Origin of the sequence: Brenneria tiliae, assembly GCF_023347575.1 — a bacterium.
Lineage (GTDB): Bacteria > Pseudomonadota > Gammaproteobacteria > Enterobacterales > Enterobacteriaceae > Brenneria > Brenneria corticis.
Genome location: NZ_JAKPCB010000099.1, coordinates 15,883 through 40,051, shown reverse-complemented (window position 1 = coordinate 40,051; position 24,169 = coordinate 15,883). Strand labels below are relative to the sequence as shown.

Genomic DNA, 24,169 nt, shown 5'->3' with positions numbered 1-24,169 from the left:
GACCCTATGAGCGAAAACAGCAAGCCCCGCCAACCGACGACCGACGACGCGAATTCATCGCCAGTCCGGCAGCCAGAAGATAAGGGGCTGCCGGGGAGCGGGGAGCAGGACCCGAAGCCTTCGGAACAGCAATCCCCTCCCAGCCTGCGCCTGGCCGTCGCCATCGGCGTTCTGTCCGTTATCGCCGTGCTGCTGGTCCTGTTCGCCTGGCGGCTCCCGCCGTTCTCGTCGCCGTTTGAGCGCACCGAAAACGCCTATGTGCGCGGCCAGGTGACGACGATATCGCCGCAGGTCAACGGTTATGTGGCCGACGTGCTGGTCGGCGATTTTCAGAACGTCGATGCGGGCCAGGCGCTGTTTCGCATCGACGACCGCATCTACCGCCAGCGGCTGGAGCAGGCTCGCGCCGGCCTCGCGTCGAGCGAGGCCGATCTCGCCAACTCGACGCAGGCGCAGGCGTCCAGCCGCGCCACGGTTGGCTCGCGCGAGGCCGAGCTGGCCTCCGCCCGCGCCCAGCGGGTCCGCGCCGAGGCCGACATGGCGCGCGTGGCCGAACTGGCGGCCGATGGCTCCTTGTCCATCCGCGAACGCGACGAGGCCGAAGCCGCCCTGCGCGCGGCGCGGGCCACGGTCAAACAGTCCGAGGCGGCGCTTGAGGTGGCGCGTCAGGATGTGCGCTCCGTAGAGGTTTCGCGACTGGGGCTGGAGGCGGCGGTCGCGTCCGCCCGGGCAGCGGTCCGGCTGGCGGAGATCGACCTGGACAACACCGTTATCACCGCGCCTGAAGCCGGCCAACTGGGGCAGGTGGGTACGCGGCGCGGTCAGTATGTGAGCGCCGGAACCCAACTGGTATCGCTGGTGCCGCCGCGACTGTGGATCATCGCCAACTTCAAGGAGCGCCAGGCCGGCCTTATGCAGGAGGGGCAAAGCGCGATAGTGACCGTGGATGCGCTGGACGATCGCCGCTTTACCGGCCGCCTGCAGCACATCTCGCCCGCTACCGGTTCGGAGTTCGCGCTGCTGCCCGCCCAGAACGCCACCGGCAACTTTACCAAAGTGGCTCAGCGCCTTCCGGTGCGTATCGTGCTGGACGCCGATCAGGAGGGATTGCGGCAACTGCGTCCCGGCATGTCGGTGGTGGCGCGCGTAGATACCAGCAACAGCGGGCGGGAGAAACAATGATGCGTCGTCCGCTCTCCATCGGCGCGCTGGCGCTGCTTCTGTCCGCCTGCGCCACGTCGCCGTCGCCGCAGAAGGATGCTTTGTCCGCCGCGCCGGCGGCCTGGCGGGCGGACGCCCCGCCAGGAGATGTGGTGCAGGCCGGCTGGTGGCGCGCCTTCGGCGATCCGCGACTGACGGCGGCGGTCGAACGCGCCCTGGCCGGCAATACCGATCTTGCCGTCGCCGAGGCGCGCGTTCGCGAGGCGGAAGCGCTGGCCGCTCAGGCGCGCTCTGCGCTGTTGCCCTCCCTGAACGGTTCGTTCTCCGCGCAGGACGCCCGCAGTCTGAGTGCGGCGACCGGTCGCGCCTCCACAAGCACCACCGTCCAGCCCCAATTGCAGGCCGCCTATGAGGTCGATCTGTGGGGCCGCGTCCGTGCTTCCGACAACGCCGCGCGCGCCGCGCTGCAGGCCAGCCGTTACGCTCGGGATGCCGCCGCGCTGTCGGTCGCCGCCGCGACGGCGCGGGCCTATGTCCAGTTGGCGTCGCTCGACGCCCAGTCGGCGGTCGCCCGCGACACGCTGGCTTCGCGTAACGAATCCCTGCGCGTCGCAACGCAACGGGCGCAAGCCGGCTATACCTCAAGGCTGGAACTGGCCCAGGCCGAGGTCGAGCAGCGTGCCGCCGCCCGGCGCATCCCGGAGCTGGAGCTGGCCGTGCGGCAGCAGGAGAACGCGCTGCGGCTGTTGACCGGCGAAACGCCGGGGGCGGTCGAACGCAGCCGTTTCGATACGTTGGCGGTGCCCACGCCAGCGCCCGGCCTGCCATCCAGCCTGCTGGCGCGCCGTCCCGACATCGCCCAGAGCGAAGCGGAACTGCTGTCCGCCGATGCCACTTTCGCCTCCGAGCGCGCGGCCCTGCTGCCGCAGGTAAGCCTGACGGCGTCGATCGGCCGGTTATTCGTCGAGCATATCGATCCGGTTACGGTCTGGAATCTGGGCGGCAGCCTGCTGGCGCCGCTGTTTGACGGCGGTCGCCTGGCGGCCCAGGCCGATGCGGCGGAGGCCCGGCGCGACCAGGCCGCCTGGGCCTATCGCGCCGTAGTGCTGAACGCCTTTGCGGAGACGGAGAATGCGCTGGAAGGCGTCGTCCGCCTGCAGAGCCAGTCGACCGAGGCCGCCGCCCAGCGAGCCGCGGTCGCGGAGGCGCTCAAGCACGCCCGCAACCGCTATCGGGCAGGCTACGCCTCCTATCTCGAAGAGCTGGATGCCCAGCGCGGACTGTTCAACTCGGAGGTGGAGCTGATCCAACTGCGCCAAAGCCGCCTGCTCAACGCCGTCACGCTGTACCAGGCGCTTGGCGGCGGCTGGTCCGCGCCCGCCGGGTGACGGCCGGGAAGCGGACGGGCAGAACACCCGCCATAAAAAATATCGCCAAACCGGGGGGAGATGAAATATGCATCCCCCTAATTCCCGCCGCACCGAATCCGCCGCGGTTATCTGCGCGGTAAATACCCTGTTGCGCCGCGTGCGCTATGACGAGGTGGCTCCCGGCCATCTGGTGCTCAGCGCGTCTGCCGCGGCGACCCGGCGTGTGCGGGACGACTAGTCCGGCGTGTCGGGCGCTTCCTGCCGCTGGGATTTGAGTCGATTCCCCGTGGTGCGGATATGGTCTTCCATCAGGCTGCGCGCCAGCGCATCTTTGCGTTGCGCAATGGCGCGGGTGATCGCCAGGTGATCCTGCACGCTGTTTTCCAGCTCTTTGGGCGTGTAGTAGAAGAATGCGCCAATCACCCGCGGCACATCGATCAGGCCGGCGACGAAATGCGCCAGCCGCGGGGAGCTGGCCGCCTGCACCACCAACTGATGGAAGCGTCGATTGACCTCTTCCAGATCGGTGAGGAAATCATCGGGGCGATGACGCACCAAATCCGCCATGCGCTCATTGAGCTGGTCCAACTGCCGCAGGTGCTCTTCCTGACGGCGTTCCGCCGCCAGCGCCGCGGCGTGGGATTCCAGATGGGCGCGCAAATCGAAAATTTCGTCATTGTCGCGATCCGTCCAGGGCGCCACTACCACGCCGCAATTGGGCACCGCTTGAATCAGACCATCCTGCCGCAGGCGCTGAAACGCCGCCCGAATCGGGGTGCGGCTGATGCCCAGCTCTTCTGAAAGGGCCATTTCTTTCAGCCGCACCCCGGGCGCATATTCGCCGAGGGTGATTCGTTTGCGCAACAGCGCGTAGACATCTTCTTTGGAACCGCGCGCATTGCTGGAAGTTGATGAGGGCATCAGGAGGCATCTTTCGCTGTAGTTGGAGAGTCAGGCATAGCGTCTCATTAGTTAAGGAAAGGTAATACTCAGATTATTGTTTCATTTTTGTTCTTTTGTAAGCAAAGGTCAAGTCGTTAATCATACCGGTACGTAAGCAAAATTATCGCTAAACAAACCACAAAAAAACCGTTCTAAAAAAACAATAAAAAAACAATACTTCTCACTCCGGCGATATTTTAGACAAAAGGATCCCGACGCCATGAGTACAGAACCAGTAGGACTTCGTATCAATACCGATTTTGAGCGCGTGCCCGCCGCGCTGGCCGTCGCGGCGCGCGATATCCCCGTGGCGGTGATCGGCGATGTATCGCAGCGGCTTTTCAGTTTTCCCGGCGGCTTCCACAACTATTCGCGCCAGGCGCTGAAATTTGCCGGCCCGGCCTTTACGGTCAAGGTGCGCCCCGGCGACAACCTGTTTCTGCACAAGGCGCTGGACGTCGCCCGGCCCGGCGACATTGTGATTTGCGACGCCGGCGGCGCGCTGCAGAATGCCATCCTCGGCGAGATGATGGGGCGCTATGCGGCCTCGCGCGGCATTGCGGGCATTATCATCGACGGCGCGATCCGCGATCGGGCGGGCCTGGCCAAGCTGCCCATCCCGGTCTACGCCCGCGGCGTAACGCCTAACGGCCCCTGGAAATCCGGCCCCGGCGAAATCGGCCATCCCATTGCGGCAGGGGGCGTCTCGGTGGCGCCGGGCGACCTGATCGTCGGCGATGAGGACGGCGTGATCGTGCTGCCGCGCGTCGCCGCGCCGGACATTATCGCCAGGGCGCAGGCGCATGCCGCCGTGGAAGCGCAATGGGCGCGCCAGATCGGCGAAAAAAACTGGCCGCGCGGCTGGGTGGACGATGCCATCGCCCAGGCGGGGTGATGGTTGCGGCATACGTCACGGCGAGGCGGTTTGTCCGGCGATTTTCCATGCGGGCAACGGCTTCATTCCTTTCCTCTTACTTGACTCACACATCCTATGAAAACATTTCTTTATGCCGCCAAACACGCCGCCGTTGCGGCGTTCAGATCATTGAGCAAGCTCGTTATTAGGGAGAGCGTGGCGAGGGGCCGTAGCGGCGTAAGCCCGCTGACAAATTTGCCGGGAGCAAATTTGAACAGCATTTATGCTGGCCCGCTAGGGTGGGACACAAGGATGTGTCCCATAAGCGCCCCTCGGTACGGTAGGCCCGGGTATCTCAGGCTTACAGGCGACTATGTCAGCAACCTCCGTGTTGCCGTGGCGGCGTTGCTCCTGGGTACATCCGCCGTCGCCATGGCTGCGGCCGGCAGCTATCCGGACAAACCCATTACGCTTATCGTGCCGCAGTCTCCCGGCTCGGTCGCGGATATTATGGCGCGCGTGCTGAGCAAGCCGCTGGGCGATCTGCTGCAGCAAACCATCGTGGTGGAAAACCGTGCCGGCGCCAGCGGCGCCATCGGCGCGCAGGCCGTCGCCCGCGCCGCGCCGGATGGCTATACCATTCTGGTAGGGTCCATCAGCACCAATGGCGGCTTGCTGTCCGCCATTGACAAATCGCTGCCGTACCACCCGATTAACGACTTTGAACCCATCACCCAGATCAACGATGCGCCGCTGGTGCTGATCGCCAGCCCGCAAACCGGGCTGAAATCGCTGGCCGATCTGGCGCAGCGGGCGAAGCGGCAGCCCGGCGCGCTAACCTACGCCTCGGCGGGCAACTCCAGCGGTTCGCGTTTCGTGGTCGAACTGCTGCGCCTGGAGGGCAAACTCGATCTGCGCCATATCCCTTACCGCGCCCCCGCCGAGGCGGTGCGCGCGGTGGTGGCGGGGGAGGCCACCATCGGCGCGCCGTCCCTGCCAAGCGCCCAGTCGCTGGTGGCGGCCGGCAGGTTGAACGCCCTGGCGGTAACCAGCAATGAACGTTCGCCGCTGTTCCCCGACGTGCCCACCACCGCGGAGCAGGGCTTCCCCTCGGCGGTGCTGTACAACTGGACGGGACTCTTCGCGCCGGCGGGCACGCCCCGGGCCATTATCGATAAGTTCGGCGCCGCGGCGCGCCAGGCGCTGACCGATGCGGAAGTGGTGAAAGTCATCAGGGAGTCGGGCGCCAACGCCATCGGTCAAAGTCCGGAAGCGTTCCGGGTTTTCGTGGAGTCCGAAGTGCGTAAATGGCATCAGGCGGTGGAAGATTCGGGCATTTAAGTTCCGCTCCGGAGAGGCGCCTGGCGTTAGCGGCGCAAGCCTTGCCGGGCGGCGTCGGGGCGTAAACGGCATCGCGACGGGATGCCCAAAGAGGATGGATCGGCATGGATATCAACCGGCAGAATTTCTACTCGGGGCTGCTCTTTATCGCCATTGGCCTGATATTTGGCGTCGGCGCGCTGCGCTCCCTATCTTTTGGCATGGCCGCCAGCATGGGGCCGGGATGTTTCCCGCTGCTGCTGAGCGCTCTGCTGCTATTGCTGGGGGGATGGATTGTGCTGGGCGCAATCAAAAAGGCGCGCAGCAGGCCGGCACCCGCGGCGAGCGCAGGCGAAAGCGGCATTCTGCGCTCGTGGCGGCCGCTGGTATGCGTACTCGCCGCCAATTGTGTCTTCGGTATCCTGCTTAAAGGCATTCCCGCCTGGGGTATTCCGGCGCAGGGGCTGATCGTCAGCATCTACGCATTGACCTTTATCGCCAGCCTGGCCAGCAAACAGCATCGCGCGGGTCAGGCGCTGGCGCTGGGATCGATTCTGGCGGCGGGCTGCTATGTGGTTTTCATCCGCTTAATGGGGCTGCCGGTTGCCCCCTGGCCGGACTATTTGTGATTCGGGTAGAGAACGGTTATGGACTTCCTCGATAATATCGCCCTGGGATTCAGCGTGGCGCTGACCTGGCAGAATCTTCTCTACGCCTTCGCCGGCTGCCTGCTGGGTACGCTGGTCGGCGTGCTGCCCGGCGTGGGGCCGGTGGCCACCATCGCCATGCTGCTGCCGGTGACCTACGGGCTTGAGCCGGTATCCGCGCTTATTATGCTGGCCGGCATTTTTTACGGCGCGCAGTACGGCGGATCCACCACCGCCATCCTCGTCAACCTGCCGGGGGAATCCAATTCGGTGGTGACGATGCTGGACGGTCACCAGATGGCCCGCCAGGGACGCGCCGGCGCGGCGTTGGCCGCCGCGGCCATCGGCTCCTTTATCGCCGGCTGTTTCGGAACGCTGGTGCTGGCCGTCTTTGCGCAGCCGCTCACCGAGCTGGCCTTTCTGTTCGGCACGGCCGAGTATTTTTCACTGATGGTGCTCGGCCTGGCGGGCGCCGTGGTGCTGGCCTCGGGTTCGGTGGTGCGGGCCATTGCCATGATTATCGTCGGCATGCTGCTGGGCTGCGTGGGAATGGACGTCACCTCCGGCAATGCGCGTTTCTCGCTGGGCATTGCCGAACTGACCGACGGGATCGACTTTGTCGTCGTCGCCATGGGGGTATTTGGTTTTGGCGAGATCATCGCCAATTTGACCAGCGCGGCGACGACGCAGGGGAGTAACCGGCCCAGCGCCAGAATACGCGGCCTGATGCCCACCCGGCAGGACGTGCGGATGATGACGCCGGCCATTTTGCGCGGGACGCTGCTGGGCGCCATTCTCGGCGTGCTGCCCGGCGGTGGCGCGCTGCTTGCCGCCTTTGCCGCCTATACGCTGGAGAAAAAGGTTGGCACGCGCCCCGGCGAAACGCCGTTCGGCGCGGGCAATATCCGCGGCGTCGCGGCGCCGGAGTCGGCCAACAACGCCGGCGCGCAAACCTCGTTTATTCCCTTGCTGACGCTGGGCATACCCTCCAATGCCGTAATGGCGCTGATGGTGGGCGCCATGGCCATTCACAGCATTCGCCCCGGACCGGAAGTGATGAAAACCAACCCGGAGCTGTTCTGGGGGCTGGTCGCCTCGATGTGGATCGGCAACGCCGTGCTGGTTATCCTCAATCTGCCCCTGGTGGGCATCTGGGCCAAACTGATCGCCGTGCCGTACCGCTGGCTGTTTCCTGCCATCGTGCTGTTCTGCTCGTTCGGGGTTTACACCACCAATAACAGCGTGTTCGACGTGTGGCTGCTCGGTGTATTCGGCGTGTTCGGCTTTATTATGCACCGCCTGGCGCTGGAGCCGACGCCGCTGCTGCTGGGCCTGATCCTCGGGCCATTGATGGAAGAATATATGCTGCGGGCGCTGACGCTCTCCAACGGTCAATGGAGCGTGTTTGTCACCCGGCCGGTCTCCGCCGGCCTGCTGCTCGCGGCCCTGTTGCTGGTCGTGGTCACCGTGATTCCCCATATCCGTAAAAAACGCCGCGCGGTGTTTGTTGATTAAGGCGCTGATTTTCCAGTGGGGCGAAAGGCAAGCGCGATGATCTTCCCATCAAACCTGATTCATGCCCATCGATACATCATTCGGCACCGGCGACATGGAGGCAGCATCGAACAGGATTTGATCCGCTTTATAAAAACAGGCCGGCGACGTCCTCCCAGCTATCCACGCGTCGATATCCGGTAAGGTGAATATTGTGCGGTGCGGAGAATAAAATACCTTCCCCGGTAAAATTCATAAAATGGCGGGCATTGTCATCGATCAGATAATCCGCCTGCAAAATTCCTTTATAACCACAGAAAACAATGTGCAAAGGATCAACAAAAGGAAAGTGTTCTCTGAGCCAGCAAAATTTGGCATTGAACGACAAAGGGAACTCCATGGCCGCCGTGGTGATAAAAACATCATGCTTCACAACCAGTTGCCTAAGAATTTCCTGACTACCCCGTATCACCGGCAGATCGCTGAAGAACTCGGGTTCGCCGATCATCCGGTCGATCTCTTCGCGCAGGTCCGGTCGCAGTTGCTGAATGGTATGGCCGCTCAGCTGTTCCAGAGTTAACGTTTCCGCGAAACGGCGGTTAAAAGCCGCCACCATCTTCACATTGAAGTCCGCGATGACTTCATCCATATCGACTGCGATGCGCGCCATTTTTCCCCCTTGGTAAAGGTCGTCGGCGGTGACTCGTTAGTTCGGCGTAGCTGTGCGCAATCAGTTCCAGAGGAAGAGGTATGCGAGCGGGCCGGCTGCGGTTTTATTTTTGAATCTAATGTTGCGATATTTTGATTTATACCATGTAATATATTGCGATAATGTATTTAATCGCAAATTCTAAAATGTCGTCAGGGTCACAGATCTGGAAAAGACGCAGTCTGGGGGCGGATATCGTCCGGTGTTTACAGAGAACGGAAATAAAGGATGTCGGTATGTCGTTAAGCTCTGCCCAGGAAAGACGCAATCATCTGGCCGAAGTGCTGGTTACGGAGGGGGCCGTTCGCGTCGGCGTTCTGGCCGAACGCTTTGGCGTGTCGACGGAAACCATTCGCAAGGATCTGATCGAACTGGAGAAACAGGGGATCGTCAAAAAAAATCATGGGCGCGCGGTTCCTGCCAGCAACTATCTTGAAATAGAACGGCCGTTTGATAAAAAAAGCACTGAAAATACGGAGACAAAGAATAAATTGGCTCAGGCGGCGCTGGAACTGATCCCCGAGGGAGGCGTGGTGCTGCTGGATACCGGCTGCACCGTATACAGCCTTGCCAGATTGCTGGTGCTGAAGAAAAATCTGACCATTTTCACCAATTCGATCGGCTGCGCCCAGGTTCTGGCCGCCAGCGATAACGATGTCTATCTGCTTGGCGGCAAGCTGAGAAGCACCAGCTTGGGGGCGGTGGGTGCCTGGGGCGTCAGCGCCCTCAACGGCATACGGGCGGATATTGCTTTTCTAGGGACGGACGGCTTTTGCGGGACAACGGGCCCTTGTACCCTATCCTACGAGGAGGCCCAACTGAAAAAGGCGATGGTTGACTGCGCCAAGGTCAGGGTGGTTGTCAGCGATAGCACCAAGTTTGCCATTGCCGGCCTGTTTAAATTCAGCGAATGGGGAGCGCTGGATTATCTGGTGACTGATACCAGAGCCCCCACTGCGGCGGTAAGACGGCTTGAGGAGTTTCTAAATATTATTGCGGTAGCCGTCTAGCCCCGACATAGTCATGGCGTTATACGAAAAACATCACTCAATATTGTTCTCCATAAAGGCCAATCAGCCGGCGTACCACGCCGTTGGTCCAGCCAAAACCATCCTGAAGCGGGTATTCGCCTCCGCCGCCTTCGCGCGGGGTGCCGCCGGCGATATGGTATTTTTCAATCAGCTTATGGTTCTGGCGGTAAAAAAGGTTCACCGTTTTTAGCCAGTTGCGGGCGATTTCATCGCCAAGCGCGTCGTTGCCGTACAGTTTAAAGCCCTGAATGGCCATCCATTGCAGCGGCGCCCAGCCGTTGGGGTTATCCCATTGTTCACCGGTTTCATACTCGGTGGCCATGATCCCTCCGGGCGTGAGCAGGCGCGCGCGTACCGCTTCCGCCAGCCGGTCGGCCTGTTCGTGGGTGGCGAGTCCCACATAGAGCGGTACGATGCTGGCGGCGGAGAAGAGCGCCATCTGCTGGCGGTGCCAGTCATAGTCGCGAAAACATCCTTGCTCCTCATCCCACAGATAGCGGTTAACGGCCGTGCGGCGCGCTTCCGCCTTGTGGCGAAATAGCGTCTCCGTTTCTCTGTCCCCTTTCAAACCGGAGATATTGGCGATGGCGCTCTCCAGCTTGTAAAGAAACGCGTTGAGATCCACCGGGATAAACTGCGTGGTGCGAATACTGGCGAGACGATGCGCGTCGCGCAGCCAGCGCGACGAGTAGTCCCAGCCCGAAGCGGCCCCCGCCCGTAGATCCCGGTAAACTTCATTCGCCGGACGGGTGGAGTGTCGCGCGGTTTCCACATCCTCGCGCCAGGATTCGTCGCGCGGGGTGTCTCTGTCGTCCCAGTAGCGGTTAAGCAGCGCGCCGTCCGGCATCCGCACTACGTGGCGATAGGCCTGATTCAGCGCCAGCGATTCGGCGCCGTCCATCCAGAAAGCATACTCCAGCAGCAGATGCTCCAGATAACGGCGGGCGCCGCGCACGCCGTCTTCCTCAAACAGCTCCACCATCAGCGCGAACACCGGCGGCTGCGAGCGGCTGAGGTAATAGGTGCGATTGCCGTTGGGAATATGCCCGTAGGTTTCAATCATCCAGGCGAAATTATCCGCCATACAGCGCAGCAGGTCGTTGCGCCCGCTTTCCGCCAACCCCAGCATGGTAAAGTAGGAGTCCCAGTAGTAGGTTTCGCTGAAGCGGCCGCCCGGCACAATATAGGCCTGCGGCAGCGCCAGCAGCGACGACCACGGAATATGGTCCTGAGGCTCGCGCGTCAGCACGATCCACAGATTATCGATATGCTCTTTAAGGGAGTGCTGCGGATTGGAGATATACTCGCTGTCATGGCTTTCCGGTTGCCAGAAATGCGCTTCGACAAACTGTCTCAGGTCAAAATCGGGTTTGTTTTTCACCCGGCGATAGCGAATAAGAATATCCAGCGGATCCATTTTGGGCGCGCAGTCGGGGAACGTCTTGCTGTCGTCGAAAATACGCGAGGACTGTACGCGCTCGAATAACTCCAGATAGCGATCGGCGGGCGTTAGCGCATCGGACGGCGGCAGCCCTTCGATCATTTCCGGTTCCGGCTCCGCTTCGAGCATGTTATCCAGCATTAACTCGACGGGTTCAAGCTCATATTGGCGATTTTTGTCGATGTCGAACTCCACTGATTCAGCAACCGGTAATTTCGTGTTGAACATGGGCTACAAACCTCCGCGTGGCGTGGTAAAAATACGGTATGTTGTCCAAGGTCTCGTTATTAAGTATAGACATCTGTTTCATCACCTACAGCAAAAAGTGTGCTATCTATCACGTTTTTCTATGGCCGCCAAAGGCGAAAAAAAATATAAATCGTTATTTATAAACATAAAAAAAACGACGCATCAACGCGCCACGCCGCAATCCGGCGTGTCTTGTTTGCAATGATTATGTACGGCCCCGGTCAACGGGGCGGGACAGGGAAGGGATGAGGCTCGCCGCCGCCTGAAGCCGGGGTGGCGTTTATAAGGTTGGCGCTTGGGCGGCAGCGCCATACGCGGCGCTGCGCGGCTGGATGGCCCGCAGGTCTTGCAAATAACTATCACGCCAGTGCGCGATATCATTTTTGTGCAGCACCGCCATCATGTCGTTGTAGCGGGAGATACGCTCGGCCAGCGGCATGGTCAGCGCTTTATCCAGCGCCGCCGCCACTTCGTCCCGATCGTAAGGGTTGACGATTAGCGCGGCGGTCAGTTCATTGGCGGCGCCGGCGAATCGCGACAGCACCAGAACCCCCGGATCGTCAGGATCCTGCGCCGCCACATACTCTTTCGCTACCAGGTTCATGCCGTCGCGCAGCGGGGTGACCAGCCCGACATCCGTCAGACGAAATATTTTCATCAGCAGCCGGCGGTCGAAATGCTGGTTGAGATAGTAGAGCGGCGTGCTGTTCAAGGTGCCGTATTTGCCGTTAATCCGTCCGACTTCCATCTCCAGTTGATGGCGAATATCCTGATAAGCCTGCACATCGCCGCGCGAGGTCGGGGCGATTTGCGAATAGCGTACCTTGCCGCGATGCTGCGGGTAGTGCTCCAGCAAGGCCTCATAGGCAAGGAAACGTTCCGGCAGCCCTTTGGAATAATCCAGCCGTTCGCAGGAGATAATATTCTGCGCATCGCCCAGTTCGCGTTTCATCGCGGCCATTTTGGGCGGCAGCTGGCCTTGCGCCATCTCCTTGATGCTGTCCGGCGCTATGCCTATCGGATAAACCTCCGTCATAAACGTATTGCCGAAAGCGCGATGGGTTTTCGCCCCAATCGGCTGCAGCGCGGTCAGTTGCCCCAGGTTGTCAAGAAACGCCATGCGGTCGTTTTCCGTCTGAAAGCCGAGCAGATCATATTCGCACAGCATTTTCAGCAGTTCTTGATGAGTGGGCAGCGCATTGAAAATTTCCGGCGTCGGGAAGGGGATATGCAGGAAGAAACCGATACGGTTATTCACCCCTATTTTGCGCAACGCTGCGGCAAACGGCAGCAAATGATAGTCATGGATCCACAGGATATCGTCCGGCTTGATCAACGGCTGTAACCGTTTGGCCAGCAGTTCGTTAACCCGGCGGTAGCCTTCCCAGGCTTCGCGCTGAAACTGCACCAGATCGATACGATAATGAAATGCCGGCCAGATAACGGTATTGGAAAACTGACAGTAATAGAGATCGTAATCGTTTTGATTGAGCGGAAGCGCGGCGTAAGTGATGCCGTCCACTTCCTGCAGGTTCAGTTCGTCCTCGTCTTCACCGGATATTTCGCTTATTTCTCCGTTCCAGCCAAACCACAATCCTCCGGTGGCTTTCAATGCATCCAGAATACCTACGGCCAGTCCGCCGGCGCTGGACTTGGAATTATCGGGAATAGCGATACGATTAGATACGACAACCAGGCGACTCATAGCTTTAACTCCTTAGCGACGTGATCTTGCTTTAGTTGTAATAGTAATTGTTCAAGCCAGCGGTAAACGTCCGCTACCTGTCCGAGGCGGTAGCGGGCATGGCCTGAACCGTCTCCGACCTTAACGGAAATGCCCTGCATGGCATTCACCGCCAGAAATCCTTTCTCATCCGTCAGGTCGTCGCCAACAAAAACCGGAATGCGTCCGGTGAAAGGGGGTTCCTGCATAAAGGCGTTAATCGCCGCGCCCTTATCGATTCCTCGCGGCTTTATCTCCACCACGCATTTGCCGGGCTGGAGCGACAGTTGAGGAAAGCGCGCCACGGCGGACTCCGCCAGTGCTTCTACCTGCCGCTGATACGGCATCGCCTGGCGATAGTGCAGCGCGAAAGCCATGCCTTTGGTCTCCAGCAAGGTGCCCGGCATGGCGGCCATAGCGGACTCCAGCATCCGCCGCAGGGGTTCCGACACTTCCGTCGGCAGCCTAATACGATGCAGGTTACCCGCGCCGTCGCGCCGTTCGGCGCCGTGTACCCCGGCCAACGGCAGCCTGAGCGGGGCGATCAGCTTATCCAACTGTTCGATGGGGCGGCCCGATATCAGCGCCAGCGCGCCGTGGCACGCCGTCGACAGCGCCTGCAGATTGGCGCGCACATCAGAAGGAATGGCGACGGCGTCCGGCTGCGGCCGAATCTCCGCCAGCGTGCCGTCCACGTCGAAAAAGAAGGCGTATCGCCCGCCGTTCAGTACCGGTAGGGGCGGGGTGTCGGTGGTATTTTCCGTTGCAATGGTGGTCAAACCGATCCTCCTGTCCGCATGGTGTGGGTAGCGCACTCGGTTACGCTGTAACCTATTGCGCGGCCTGTCGTCATAATACCATCGCCCGCGCCAGGTGAGATCCCCGCATCGCGGTCGCGCGAGGCGTGTGTGATGTCACGGTGGAAGAAGGAAAACGCCGCAACAGGAACAACATAAACGCGCAGCGAACGGGCGGGATAAAACAGCTTATTTTGGATAAATCTGTTGATGGAACGCTCTGTATTTGAATAAAAATAACCCAATAATCACCACCGGATTTTGAACATCGTTGACATTGAGTGTAGCCGCTGGCGGATATTTTTCCAGACCGGGGGCCGGAGCCAGCGCGGCGGGTAAGGGGTGGAACAGCGGTGATTCGATCGCGGTGTTTACTCTGCTTACGTTCTCCGCCCCTCAATGACCATTTAGGAAATAATGCGGGTATTCCATAACGTCGTTGACAGATCACTGTCTAGACAGTAATTATGAGGGCAATGGAAATCTAAGCATTGAAAGAAAAATAAACTATCAAAATCAATATAATAGAAAAAGGTTGCGGCATGGGGCATAAGAAGGATAAAGAGGATTTACATCTCACCTTGGTGCATTTGCTCCATGTGGCGAGCCTCTATAAAGACAAGGTGCTGAATGAACAGGGCAAAGATTTTAATGTAACGGCCTCTCAGCTTAAGGTCCTGGCATCCATTTACAAAGGCGTGTGTGATACCCCGGTAAGGCTGGCGGAAACGCTTGATATGGATACGGGCGGGGTGGCCAGAATGCTCGCGAGGTTGGTCGCCAAGGGATTGGTTGCGCGCAAGGTGGATTCCAGCGATCGGCGCAGGGCTAAATTATGGTTGACCCCTGAAGGAATAACGGTTTGTCAGCAAATAATCGATAATAAACAAACTCCAGGGATTAATGAGCAGCTAACGCAACAACTGACGTCGGAAGAGGTCAGCCAGCTAAAGTTGTTGCTTACCAAGTTGCTCCCTGCCGACTATCTGGCTTCACGAATGAAAAGTCGCCAGGAGAATAATTAGCATGAAGACAGAAGACGTTAAAGACAATCAAGAGAGTGATATCGACAAAAATATCACTCAGAAAAAGAAAAGGAAAAAAGGCTTATTGCTGCTGGTTATCCTCATTATTCTTTGTGGTATAGCCTATTATTTTTATTATCAGTTTTATGCTAAATATTACGAAACGACGGATAATGCCTATGTTAATGGCAATCTTGTTATTTTATCGCCGCAAGTCGCGGGTACCGTCTCTGAAATTTATGCTGATGACGGTGATTTCGTCAGAAAAGGAGAGGCTATTGTCAGGCTCGATGGCAGTGAAACCCTTATTCAGCGTGAAAGCGCCGAAGCGAGCCTCGCCAGTGTTGTCCGGCAGGTAAGGGGATTATACAGCACCAGCGATAATTACAAGGCTCAGGCCGAGGCTAAGGAAGTCGCCTATAGACAAGCGCTGAATGATTATAACCGGCGCAAAAACCTGCTGGGCTCCGGCGCCATATCGAGAGAGGATCTTACCCACTATCAGGAAACGCTGGAAACCCGCCGCAAAGAATTAGACTCTGCTCGCGAAGCGCTTAAAACGAATCTTGCGATGACGGATGGCACCATCATGGCGCAACATCCGGAGATAAAGAGCGCCATCGCCAATTTCAAACAGAAGTATCTGGATCATGCCCGCGCGGTCCTTATCGCGCCGGTCAGTGGTTATGTCGCAAAACGAGGGGTGCAACTGGGCAGCCGGGTCGATGCCGGCAGCAATCTTCTTTCCATTGTTCCGTTAAATGCCGTCTGGGTTGACGCCAACTTCAAGGAAAACCAGATGTCGCATATGAAAATCGGACAGAAAGTAGTACTGACATCAGACCTGTATGGCGATGATGTAAAATATAGCGGAACGATTGAGAGTCTTGGCATTGGCACTGGGTCCGCTTTCGCTCTATTACCGGCGCAAAACGCCAGCGGAAACTGGATTAAAATAGTGCAGCGGCTGCCGGTTAAAATAAAGCTCGAACCGCAACATCTGGATGCCCACCCTTTAAGAGTGGGCTTGTCCATGGAGGCAAGGGTTGATTTGCATGAGGCAAGCGGGCCTTTATTAGCGACAGCCGTCAATGAAACGCCTCGTTACACTACCGATGTTTATGATAACGCGCTTAAAGAAGCGGATAAAATTGTGGATGAAATCTTACATTCCAACGGGATTTCCCGCCCGAATATTCAACAGTGATCAAGTCCGGCATAAGGGTACTAATAAAGCGTCTTTCGATTAAAAACGCCTGTTCCACTGCAAGAAATAAAATCGGAAAAAATCTTTATGAGTTCGTACCCTGAGTGCGATTCACGAGCGGGTTCATGGTTCATTATTGGACAGATAAGAGAGAAGGTTTGATATGGCCGATTCGACTTATACGCCCCCCAGTCTTTTTCTTGCAACCCTGGCCTTATCGCTGGCGACATTTATGCAGGTGCTTGATTCCACTATTGCGAATGTTGCCTTGCCGACCATCGCCGGGAATCTGGGCGTAAGTTCTGAACAGGGAACCTGGGTCATCACCTCCTTTGCTGTATGTAATGCTATCGCGCTTCCCATAACAGGCTGGCTTACCAGAATATTTGGCCAGCTCCGACTCTTTATTATATCCGTGGCCTTGTTTACCTTAACGTCTTTTCTTTGCGGCTTTGCGCATTCCATGACGGAATTAGTTATTTTCCGTGCGTTGCAGGGATTCTTTGCCGGGCCTTTATTTCCAATGTGTCAGACATTGCTGCTGGTTATTTTTCCGCAGGCCAAGCGCAGTATGGCATTATCCATCCTCGCCATGGTGACGGTTGTTGCGCCAATAGTCGGCCCCATTACCGGGGGATGGTTAACCGACAGTTATTCATGGCCGTGGATATTCTACATTAATGTGCCTATCGGTATATTCGCCACCATTGTTGTCTGGCATCAGCTAAAAGGGCGGGTTGAAAAAACGAGTAAGGTGCCCGTTGATTATATCGGCATCGCGTTCCTGGTTATTGGCGTTGGCTGTTTGCAAATCGTTCTTGATAAGGGCAACGATGCGGACTGGTTCCAGTCACAATTTATTGTGATTTTTTCAATTATTTCCGCCATTGCCATCGTTGCCTTTTTAATATGGGAGTGGACGGACAGTAATCCGATCGTTAATTTAAGACTATTTTGCGACCGTAATTTTACCTTTGGAACCGTCTCTCTGGTGCTGAGTTTTTCAGGGTTCTTCGCGATAAATTTACTTTTACCGCAATGGCTTCAAACCCAGATGGGCTATACCGCCATCTGGGCCGGTCTCGCTGCCGCGCCGATGGGATTACTCCCCCTTATTCTTTCTCCGATTATTGGGAAATATGCCAACAAAGTCGATCTGCGTTGGCTGTCTACGGTCTCATTTGTAGTGATTGGCGCATCATGTTTTATGCGCGCAGGGTTCAACACCGAGGTGGACTTTATGCATATTGCCCAGGTGCAACTCTTTATGGGAATAGGCGTCGCGTTTCTGTTTATGCCGCTTACCACTATTTTACTGTCGAATTTAAAAGGAGCGGATATCGCCGAAGGTTCCGGTCTGGCGACATTTCTCCGGGTACTGGGAGGCAGTTTTGCCTCATCGCTAACGACGTGGATCTGGAAACGTAATGAATCATTACATCATGCCAATTTGTCGGAACATATAACTGACTATTCACCAAACACAATCGATTATTTTAATAAATTAGGTGGAGCGAGCCAGGGAAATCTGGCCAGAATTGATTCCATCGTTGAAAAACAGGCCTATATGTTGTCCACCATCGACTATTTTACCTTTATGGGCGCGGCCTTTTTTCTGTTGGTCATCATTATCTGGCTGGCAAAGCCGCCGTTTATGTCTGAAGATAAGGCTGCGATCCCCGGCGGGCATTGAATGACTTTCACCTGGAGTCGTGATTAAGTATATAGCGACTGTAGCTATGTTTCGCTTCCCCGGACTGAAGCTGGGAGCGATGCAGCGTCTCTACAAAAACGCCGTTATACATTACCGTAACCTGCTCGCATAATTGCGCCACAACAGCGATGTCATGGCTGACAACCAGGTAGCTTAGCCCCATTTCTTTTCGCATATCAGCCAGTAGATTCAATACTTCCGCCTGTACAGAGACGTCCAACGCGGACGTCGGCTCGTCAAGCAGCAGAATTTTCGGTTTTATCTGCAGAGCGCGGGCTATGCCTACGCGCTGTCTTTGCCCCCCGGACAACTGGCCCGGAAAACGGTAGCGGATTGAGCGCGGCAAAGCGACGCTGTCCAGTGCGTCGATAACGCGTTTATTCTGATCCCCTAACTTATGAATCACCAGCGGCTCTCTCAGAATATCATCCACGGTGTGGCAGGGATTAAGCGAGGCCAACGGATCCTGAAAAATCATCTGAATGGTGCGGGCGTCAGCAAGATTACGGCGTCTTTTTATTGGCTTGCCGAAAGCCAGCATCGTTCCCGTCCAGTTATTTTCGATGCCGGCAATAGCCTTCAGCAGGCTGCTTTTGCCACAGCCGGACTCTCCGACGATTCCCAGGCTGCCGCCGGCCTCAAGTTCAAGATAGGCGTCGCATACCGGTTTAACCGTACCGTAATCAATTGATATTTGATTAAGCGATAACGCGCTGTGGGGGATTAATCCAGCCATGACGCGTCCCTGTTAAGCGTCGGCAGGCGACCTCCCGCATTATGTAAACGCGGGCGACTGGCCAGCAATCCCCTGGTATAAGGGTGGCTGGCGTTCGACACTTCACTGCCCGGCGTTTCTTCAACTATTTTGCCGGAATACATCACCAACACCCTATCGGCGTAGCGGGACACCAGATCGAGGTCGTGGCTTATCAACACCAGCCCCATCCCTCTTTTTCTTATCTGATGATCCAGTAATTCAAGAATGCTCTCCCTTACCGGGCGATCGAGCGCAGAGGTCGCTTCATCGGCTATCAGCACTTTCGGTTCGGCGGCAAGGATCATCGCTATCATTACCCGCTGTCCCATACCGCCGGATATCTGGTGGGGGTACTGTTTTGCTACTCTGTCCGGCTCTTTGATACCGACATTTTCCAGCAGACTTATCGCATACTCATCGGCATGGCGGCGGTCTGTCACTTGATGCAAACGCAGCATTTCCTTGATCTGAGAGCCTATTTTTCTGGTGGGTTCAAGCCCGTGGCGGGGGGCCTGAACAATCATGCCTATCTGGCTGCCGCGTAATTTCGTATATTCTTTTTCAGTCAGACCGAGGAGGGGGGTTCCCATATAGTCGGCGCGGCCCCGCACCCGTGCATTTTCGGGTAACAGTCCGAGCAACGTATTGAATATCGTCGATTTCCCCGATCCCGACTCGCCTACTACCGCCACTCTTTCCTGACCGGAAAGGGAAAAGCTCACTCCCCTGATCGCTTCCAATGGCCCGGACGGCGTCTGGAACGTAACGTGCATATTTTCAACATCAAGCAGCGGCGGCATTGCCATTATTCATCTCCCGGAGCTAACAGATCGCGCAAGGCGTCACCTAAGATATTGAAAGCCAATCCGGCCGTAAGTATTGCCAAGCCGGGAAAGGTGGAAACCCAAAAAGCTTCAAATATTACCGAACGTCCGTCCGCCACTATCGCCCCCCATTCCGGCGCGGGAGGCCGTATTCCCGCGCCCAGAAATCCCAGACCGGAAATAACCAGAATAATGCCGGGAACGTCAAGCGCCATGCGAACTATCATGGATGGAACGCACAACGGCATAATATGGCGCCACAAAAGCTGAAAAGACGAAGCGCCAAGCATCCTTGCGGCCTGGATAAACTCGCTTTGCCGGAATGTGACGGTCTCCGCCCGGGCGACTCTGGCATAGGGCGTCCACGCGGTTAATGATACCGCGAGAATAACGGTCCCTATTCCGGCGCCCAGCGCCGCCGCAATCGCCAGCGACAGAATAAGCCGGGGAAACGCCATGAAAATATCGCAGATCCTCATCAGCAGACGATCCAGGAAGCCGCCGAACAGGCCTGCGGCGGCGCCGATAACAATCCCTAACGGACCGGTGACCGCCAAAACGGTAAATACGATAAAAAAGGTTGGGCGCGTTCCCCATAACGTTCTGGAAAAAATATCGCGTCCCATGGTGTCTGTTCCGAACAGGTGCCTGGCGGAAGGAGGAAGAAGGCGCTCCTGAAGAGACTGGTGCAAAGGATCCGCCAGCGGGAGAATGGGCGCAATAATAGCGACTAACATCATAAACAGGATGATAGTTAAAGAGATAACGGCAACAGGTCTTGTGCTAAAACGTTGCCATAAGCGGTATATTCCCCCTATGCGGGCCTGAAGTCTGTTTTGCGGCTCGGCGATGTTTATCCATTGTGATAGCGGCTTGGTCATATTTTTCTGCTCCTGGTGCGCGGATCAATGGACGTTTGCAGCCATTCGACAAAAAGATTTAATGCGAGATAAATAATTCCCACTAATAGCGTGGCGGTGAGAACGGCATTAATATCCGCCGCAAAAAGAGAGTTTGTTATATATGTGCCTATTCCCGGCCATGCAAATACCGTCTCGGTAAGCACCGCGCCCTCCAAAAGGTACGCATAGGTCATCGCAATGACGGAAAGAATCGCCCCTGCGCTGTTAGGCAGCGCATGGAGAATTATAATTCTGCCAAGACTTAATCCTTTTAAACGCAATACCTTTACATAGTGTTCGCGCATCTGGTGCAACAGAAAACCTCGGGTCATTCGGGCGATATAGCTGGTTGCAACAATTCCTAATAGAGAGGCGGGCAGGATGCAGTGGGAAACGGCGTTGAAAAAGGCTGCATACTCGCCGGTTATAATCGCGTCCACCAGCACCATGCCGGTAATATCTTCTACTGAATATTCATATGCGATGTCGATGCGCCCCGGACCGCTAACCCAGCCCAATTTTGCATAAAAAACCAGCAGCCCGATAAGCCCCAACCAGAAAACAGGAACAGAGTGTCCGAAAATTGCGATAAAACGTCCAACATGATCCTGCCATCTGCCGGGATATCTGACGCATATAACACCGAGAAAAATTCCTGAAATAATTCCTATAACGATAGCCAGGGTTGCCAGTTCAAATGTGGCGGGGAAAAAACGTTTCATATCATCGATAATAGCGTTGCCCGTTACTAAAGAATTGCCGAAATCTCCTGCCAACATTTTTTCGCAAAACAGGAAAAATTGCTCATATAGCGGACGGTCAAGATTCATTTCATGATAGACGCGCTGGTAAAGCGCTTCCGGGGCTCTGTCTCCGATAACCGATATAACAGGATCGCCGGGAAGCAGTCGGCCTATAATAAATGTGACGGTAAGCAATCCCATAAGGGTGAGCGCTATGGTAGAAACAAAGCCGCCAAGTCGCTTTACCGAGGTAAAAAACCATCCGTAGCCTGATTTATCAGCAAAAGAGAACATTAATCTGTTTCTCCGTTGCCATAATTATCAGCGCCAGCGCCACTTTTGAATTTTTTATAAGCAGCGTCAAGAGACCGTCTGAGTATATCAAACAGTTCATCGATCTGTTCTCGGGTGATAATAAGCGGAGGGCATATGGCGATGGCCTGGCCTGACGCACGAATAATAAGCCCGCGCTTGGTTGCATCTTCCTGCACCCATGCGGGAACAGAAAGAGCGCCGTCAAAGGATGCTCTTTTTTCTCTATCCGCCGCCAGTTCCACGCCCCCCAGCAGCCCCACGCTGCGCGTTTCCCCGACAATAGGATGACTTTCCAGCGCCTTTAACCGTTGGCCGAAATAAGGCGCCAGGGCTTTCACGTTGGCGAGAATATTCTCTTCCTGATATATGTTTATTACTTCTAAAGCCACAGCTGCGGCAACGGGATGAGCGGAATAGGTTGTTCCGTGGAAGAAACCGCCGAGCTTACTGCTTTGCTGCGACAGCACGTCGTATAACGAGCCGTTTATCAACAGGGCTGAAATCGGCTGGTAGCCTGAGGAAAGCCCTTTGGCTACGCTTATCATGTCAGGCGCGAGATGATAGGTTTCGCTGCCGAACATATTTCCCGTGCGCCCAAAACCGCAGACAACCTCGTCCACGATAAACAGAATGTCATATTTCTTTAATAGCGCCTGAATATTTTCAAAATAGCCGCGCGGCGGAAGAATAACGCCTCTTCCGGTCATAACGGGTTCGGCAATAAATGCAGCTATGGTTTCGGGACCCTCTTTCAGGATCATGTTTTCAAGACGGGAAACTATCCGCGCGCTGAACTCTTCTTCCGTTTCGCCATTTATGCGCTCATGGTAATAGCTGGGAAAATCGGTGTGCAGTATATTTGCTATCGGAAGATCAAAACTCTGATGGACTCTTTCCTGTCCCGTGAGGCTGCCGCTTGCAACCGTAACGCCGTGATAGCTTTGTTTACGGGCGATAATTTTCTTTTTTTCCGGACGACCCAGCGCATTGTTATAATACCACGCCAGTTTAACCGCCGCGTCATTGGCTTCCGAACCTGAGTTGGCAAAGAGAACATGCTGTAAACCGGTTGGTGCGATGGAGGCGAGTTTGTCCGCAAGATCGGCGCCAGGCTGATGGGAGTGTTTTCCGAAACACTGGTAGAAGGGCAGGCGCTCTAACTGCTCGGCGGCGGCCCGGACAAGGCGCGGTTGCGAAAATCCCAAAGATACGCACCAGAGACCGGATAAACCTTCAAGATAACGCTTGCCCGTATTATCAAATACGTAGCAGCCTTCTCCGCGCTCGATTATCAGGGAATGTTCTTTTTCAAGCGTTTTTATTTTACTGAAAGGGTGGATGAAATTACTCTTGCCCGGTTGTTTTTCACCTTTTATCTGTTGTTTTGACATTGCCGTTCCGCCGTAAACCTTACTTTTGTATTTCGCTATTAAAATGCCCGATCGCGCACCATTGCCGGACGCCGTCTGGTTATCAAGTCCGAGCTATAAACTTTGTTCTGAGATAACCATCAAAGGTTTCTTTTCCACCTTCGCTCCCGATTCCGCTGTCATTGACTCCCCCGAAAGGCGTTTCCGCCTGTGAAACAGAAAACTGATTAATGCCTACAAGCCCGGAGTCCAGCCCCCGGGAAACAAGATCCGCCGTTTTCAGCGATTCGGTAAATACGTATGCGGCAAGGCCGTAAGGCAAACTGTTCGCCTCGGTCAACGCATCTTCTGCCTTGCGGAATCTGATGACGGGAGCGACGGGGCAGAAGGGTTCTTCCCGCAGAATGCGCGCTGCAGATGGGAGGTCCGCCAGTACGGTCGGTGGAAAAAAGAATCCTTTATCGAAATCGCCGCCGGTCAAACGTTTTCCACCGGTAAGCACTTTCCCTCCCAGGGATATGGCGTTACCGACGAACCCCAGTGCCGCTTCGAGCCGTTTCTGATTAAACAGCGGCCCCATTACGGTATCCGGATCCAAACCATTGCCGACGGTTATGCTTTCAGCGGTTGCCGTAAAAACGTCGACAAAATGCTCATAGACTTGTTCCTGAACGTAAAACCGGCATGGTGAAACACAAACCTGTCCCGCATTGCGCATTTTCGCCTTAGCCAGGCCAGCGGCCGCTCTGGCGACATCGGCATCGTTGAACACCAGTACCGGCGCATGACCGCCAAGTTCCAGCGTCACTCTTTTGAGATATTTGCCGGCCCGTTCCGCCAGCAAACGTCCCACGGGAACCGAACCGGTGAAGGAAATTTTTTTCACAACGGGCGATTTTATAAGATGTTCGGATACCTCAGCCGGATTACCCCACACAATGTTCAGCACGCCCGCCGGTAATCCCGCCTCATGGAAAATTCCCGCAAGGGCCGATATTGCGCTGGGCGCCTCCTCCGGGCCTTTAAGTATCAGCGTGCAGCCGGAACCAAGAGCGGCGGCTATTTTTTTCACCGCCTGCGAAAACGGGAAATTCCACGGCGTAAAGGCGGCGCAGACCCCTACCGGCTCACGGAGAACCTCAAAAGTACTGCCATTCGAGCGGGCAGGGATGATGCGCCCGTAAATCCGCCTTGCTTCTTCCGCGTGCCACTCGAAATGTTCCGCCCCGTTTAGCACCTCGGCGCGTGCTTCTGCCAGCGGCTTACCCTGATCCAGAGTTATGCCGGCGGCGATGGCCCCCACGTTATCACGCACCAGGGCGGCCGCCCGCCTTAAAATATCGCTGCGCTCGACGGCGGGCGTATGGCGCCATTTTCCCCAGGCGCTTGCCGCCGCCTGCAACGATCTGTCAAGATCGGCGGCTGCGGCAAGCGGCAGTTTTCCCAGTTCCTCACCCGTTGCCGGATTTGTTACGGAGTATGAATCACGGGTTTCATAAATGATTTCACCGTCGATATACAGGCTCAATTCCGGATATATAGCTGGTGTCGTGATGGTCCGTATCCTATATT

The 24,169-nt window shown here is 56.5% G+C and carries 22 protein-coding genes and 1 pseudogene; 11 read left to right on the top strand and 12 right to left on the bottom strand.

Translation table 11 applies throughout. The features are described from left to right. Window positions 1–6: 6 nt before the first annotated feature. The 3 genes from MFP24_RS13980 (at window position 7) to MFP24_RS13970 (ending at window position 2,769) form a co-directional block, all read left to right on the top strand. Window positions 7–1,182 carry an HlyD family secretion protein gene (locus MFP24_RS13980; protein ID WP_249231115.1) on the top strand — a complete coding sequence of 392 codons (1,176 nt, stop codon included), beginning with the start codon at window positions 7–9 and terminating at the stop codon, window positions 1,180–1,182. After that, window positions 1,179–2,549 (top strand): efflux transporter outer membrane subunit, encoded by a 1,371-nt coding sequence (locus tag MFP24_RS13975; protein ID WP_249231116.1) that lies wholly within the window; start codon window positions 1,179–1,181, stop codon window positions 2,547–2,549. Before MFP24_RS13980 ends, MFP24_RS13975 begins: the two co-directional genes overlap by 4 nt. A 67-nt stretch (window positions 2,550–2,616) precedes the next feature. Beyond that, the gene (locus MFP24_RS13970) at window positions 2,617–2,769 is read left to right on the top strand and encodes a hypothetical protein (RefSeq protein ID WP_249231117.1); all 153 of its coding nucleotides are present in this window, start codon (window positions 2,617–2,619) and stop codon (window positions 2,767–2,769) included. Here MFP24_RS13970 and MFP24_RS13965 read toward each other — a convergent pair. Then, the gene (locus tag MFP24_RS13965; RefSeq protein WP_249231118.1) at window positions 2,766–3,452 is read right to left on the bottom strand and encodes a GntR family transcriptional regulator; all 687 of its coding nucleotides are present in this window, start codon (window positions 3,450–3,452) and stop codon (window positions 2,766–2,768) included. The genes MFP24_RS13970 and MFP24_RS13965 overlap by 4 nt on opposite strands. A gap of 241 nt (window positions 3,453–3,693) precedes the next feature. Here MFP24_RS13965 and MFP24_RS13960 point away from each other — a divergent pair, with 241 nt between their 5' ends. From MFP24_RS13960 to MFP24_RS13945, 4 genes are all read left to right on the top strand, one after another. Continuing rightward, complete coding sequence (locus MFP24_RS13960) at window positions 3,694–4,368, top strand: RraA family protein (RefSeq protein WP_249231119.1); 675 nt, start codon at window positions 3,694–3,696, stop codon at window positions 4,366–4,368. A 357-nt stretch (window positions 4,369–4,725) separates the two neighbouring features. Next, entirely contained in the window at window positions 4,726–5,670 is a 945-nt protein-coding gene (locus tag MFP24_RS13955) for a Bug family tripartite tricarboxylate transporter substrate binding protein (protein WP_249231120.1), read from the top strand. A gap of 104 nt (window positions 5,671–5,774) precedes the next feature. Then, the gene (locus tag MFP24_RS13950) at window positions 5,775–6,278 is read left to right on the top strand and encodes a tripartite tricarboxylate transporter TctB family protein (RefSeq protein WP_249231121.1); all 504 of its coding nucleotides are present in this window, start codon (window positions 5,775–5,777) and stop codon (window positions 6,276–6,278) included. 18 nt (window positions 6,279–6,296) lie between these two features. Further along, window positions 6,297–7,811 carry a tripartite tricarboxylate transporter permease gene (locus MFP24_RS13945; protein ID WP_249231122.1) on the top strand — a complete coding sequence of 505 codons (1,515 nt, stop codon included), beginning with the start codon at window positions 6,297–6,299 and terminating at the stop codon, window positions 7,809–7,811. A 127-nt stretch (window positions 7,812–7,938) separates the two neighbouring features. Here MFP24_RS13945 and MFP24_RS13940 read toward each other — a convergent pair whose 3' ends face one another. Beyond that, window positions 7,939–8,460 carry a 5' nucleotidase, NT5C type gene (locus MFP24_RS13940; protein ID WP_249231123.1) on the bottom strand — a complete coding sequence of 174 codons (522 nt, stop codon included), beginning with the start codon at window positions 8,458–8,460 and terminating at the stop codon, window positions 7,939–7,941. Window positions 8,461–8,735: 275 nt separating this feature from the next. Between MFP24_RS13940 and MFP24_RS13935 the strand changes: the two genes are divergently transcribed. Further along, a complete protein-coding gene (locus tag MFP24_RS13935) occupies window positions 8,736–9,509 on the top strand; it encodes a DeoR/GlpR family DNA-binding transcription regulator (RefSeq protein ID WP_249231124.1) in 774 nt (257 codons plus the stop codon). A gap of 37 nt (window positions 9,510–9,546) precedes the next feature. On the opposite strand, the gene MFP24_RS13930 is transcribed toward MFP24_RS13935, so the two are convergent. From MFP24_RS13930 to otsB, 3 genes are all read right to left on the bottom strand, one after another. Next, window positions 9,547–11,199, bottom strand: coding sequence for an alpha,alpha-trehalase (locus MFP24_RS13930; RefSeq protein ID WP_249231125.1), 1,653 nt, complete (start codon window positions 11,197–11,199; stop codon window positions 9,547–9,549). 301 nt (window positions 11,200–11,500) lie between these two features. After that, window positions 11,501–12,925, bottom strand: a complete 1,425-nt coding sequence (otsA, locus tag MFP24_RS13925; RefSeq protein ID WP_249231126.1) for an alpha,alpha-trehalose-phosphate synthase — start codon at window positions 12,923–12,925, stop codon at window positions 11,501–11,503. After that, window positions 12,922–13,722 (bottom strand): trehalose-phosphatase, encoded by an 801-nt coding sequence (gene otsB / locus MFP24_RS13920; protein WP_249231127.1) that lies wholly within the window; start codon window positions 13,720–13,722, stop codon window positions 12,922–12,924. Before otsB ends, otsA begins: the two co-directional genes overlap by 4 nt. 560 nt (window positions 13,723–14,282) lie before the next feature. Here otsB and MFP24_RS13915 point away from each other — a divergent pair. The 3 genes from MFP24_RS13915 to MFP24_RS13905 all read left to right on the top strand — a co-directional run bounded on the left by MFP24_RS13915 (window position 14,283) and on the right by MFP24_RS13905 (window position 17,665). After that, window positions 14,283–14,765 (top strand): MarR family transcriptional regulator, encoded by a 483-nt coding sequence (locus MFP24_RS13915; RefSeq protein WP_249231128.1) that lies wholly within the window; start codon window positions 14,283–14,285, stop codon window positions 14,763–14,765. A gap of 1 nt (window position 14,766) precedes the next feature. Then, window positions 14,767–15,972 (top strand): HlyD family secretion protein, encoded by a 1,206-nt coding sequence (locus MFP24_RS13910; protein WP_249231129.1) that lies wholly within the window; start codon window positions 14,767–14,769, stop codon window positions 15,970–15,972. Between the two features lie 163 nt (window positions 15,973–16,135). Beyond that, window positions 16,136–17,665, top strand: coding sequence for a DHA2 family efflux MFS transporter permease subunit (locus MFP24_RS13905; RefSeq protein WP_249231130.1), 1,530 nt, complete (start codon window positions 16,136–16,138; stop codon window positions 17,663–17,665). A gap of 7 nt (window positions 17,666–17,672) precedes the next feature. On the opposite strand, the gene MFP24_RS13900 is transcribed toward MFP24_RS13905, so the two are convergent. The 7 genes and pseudogenes from MFP24_RS13900 to MFP24_RS13870 all read right to left on the bottom strand — a co-directional run bounded on the left by MFP24_RS13900 (window position 17,673) and on the right by MFP24_RS13870 (window position 24,125). After that, window positions 17,673–18,422: an ABC transporter ATP-binding protein gene (locus tag MFP24_RS13900; RefSeq protein WP_249231131.1), complete on the bottom strand. Its 750-nt coding sequence runs from the start codon at window positions 18,420–18,422 to the stop codon at window positions 17,673–17,675. Next, window positions 18,410–19,249, bottom strand: coding sequence for an ABC transporter ATP-binding protein (locus tag MFP24_RS13895; protein WP_249231132.1), 840 nt, complete (start codon window positions 19,247–19,249; stop codon window positions 18,410–18,412). Before MFP24_RS13895 ends, MFP24_RS13900 begins: the two co-directional genes overlap by 13 nt. Next, window positions 19,249–19,893 carry an ABC transporter permease gene (locus MFP24_RS13890; protein WP_249231162.1) on the bottom strand — a complete coding sequence of 215 codons (645 nt, stop codon included), beginning with the start codon at window positions 19,891–19,893 and terminating at the stop codon, window positions 19,249–19,251. The genes MFP24_RS13895 and MFP24_RS13890 overlap by 1 nt, the downstream gene beginning before the upstream one ends. 42 nt (window positions 19,894–19,935) lie before the next feature. After that, window positions 19,936–20,148: pseudogene (locus MFP24_RS24015) on the bottom strand (hypothetical protein); the annotation flags it as partial. After that, the gene (locus MFP24_RS13880; RefSeq protein ID WP_249231133.1) at window positions 20,145–21,206 is read right to left on the bottom strand and encodes an ABC transporter permease; all 1,062 of its coding nucleotides are present in this window, start codon (window positions 21,204–21,206) and stop codon (window positions 20,145–20,147) included. The pseudogene MFP24_RS24015 and the gene MFP24_RS13880, both read right to left, overlap by 4 nt. Further along, window positions 21,206–22,618, bottom strand: a complete 1,413-nt coding sequence (locus tag MFP24_RS13875; protein WP_249231134.1) for an aminotransferase — start codon at window positions 22,616–22,618, stop codon at window positions 21,206–21,208. The genes MFP24_RS13880 and MFP24_RS13875 overlap by 1 nt, the downstream gene beginning before the upstream one ends. An 82-nt stretch (window positions 22,619–22,700) precedes the next feature. Next, window positions 22,701–24,125 (bottom strand): NAD-dependent succinate-semialdehyde dehydrogenase, encoded by a 1,425-nt coding sequence (locus MFP24_RS13870; RefSeq protein WP_249231135.1) that lies wholly within the window; start codon window positions 24,123–24,125, stop codon window positions 22,701–22,703. Between the last annotated feature and the right edge of the window lie 44 nt (window positions 24,126–24,169).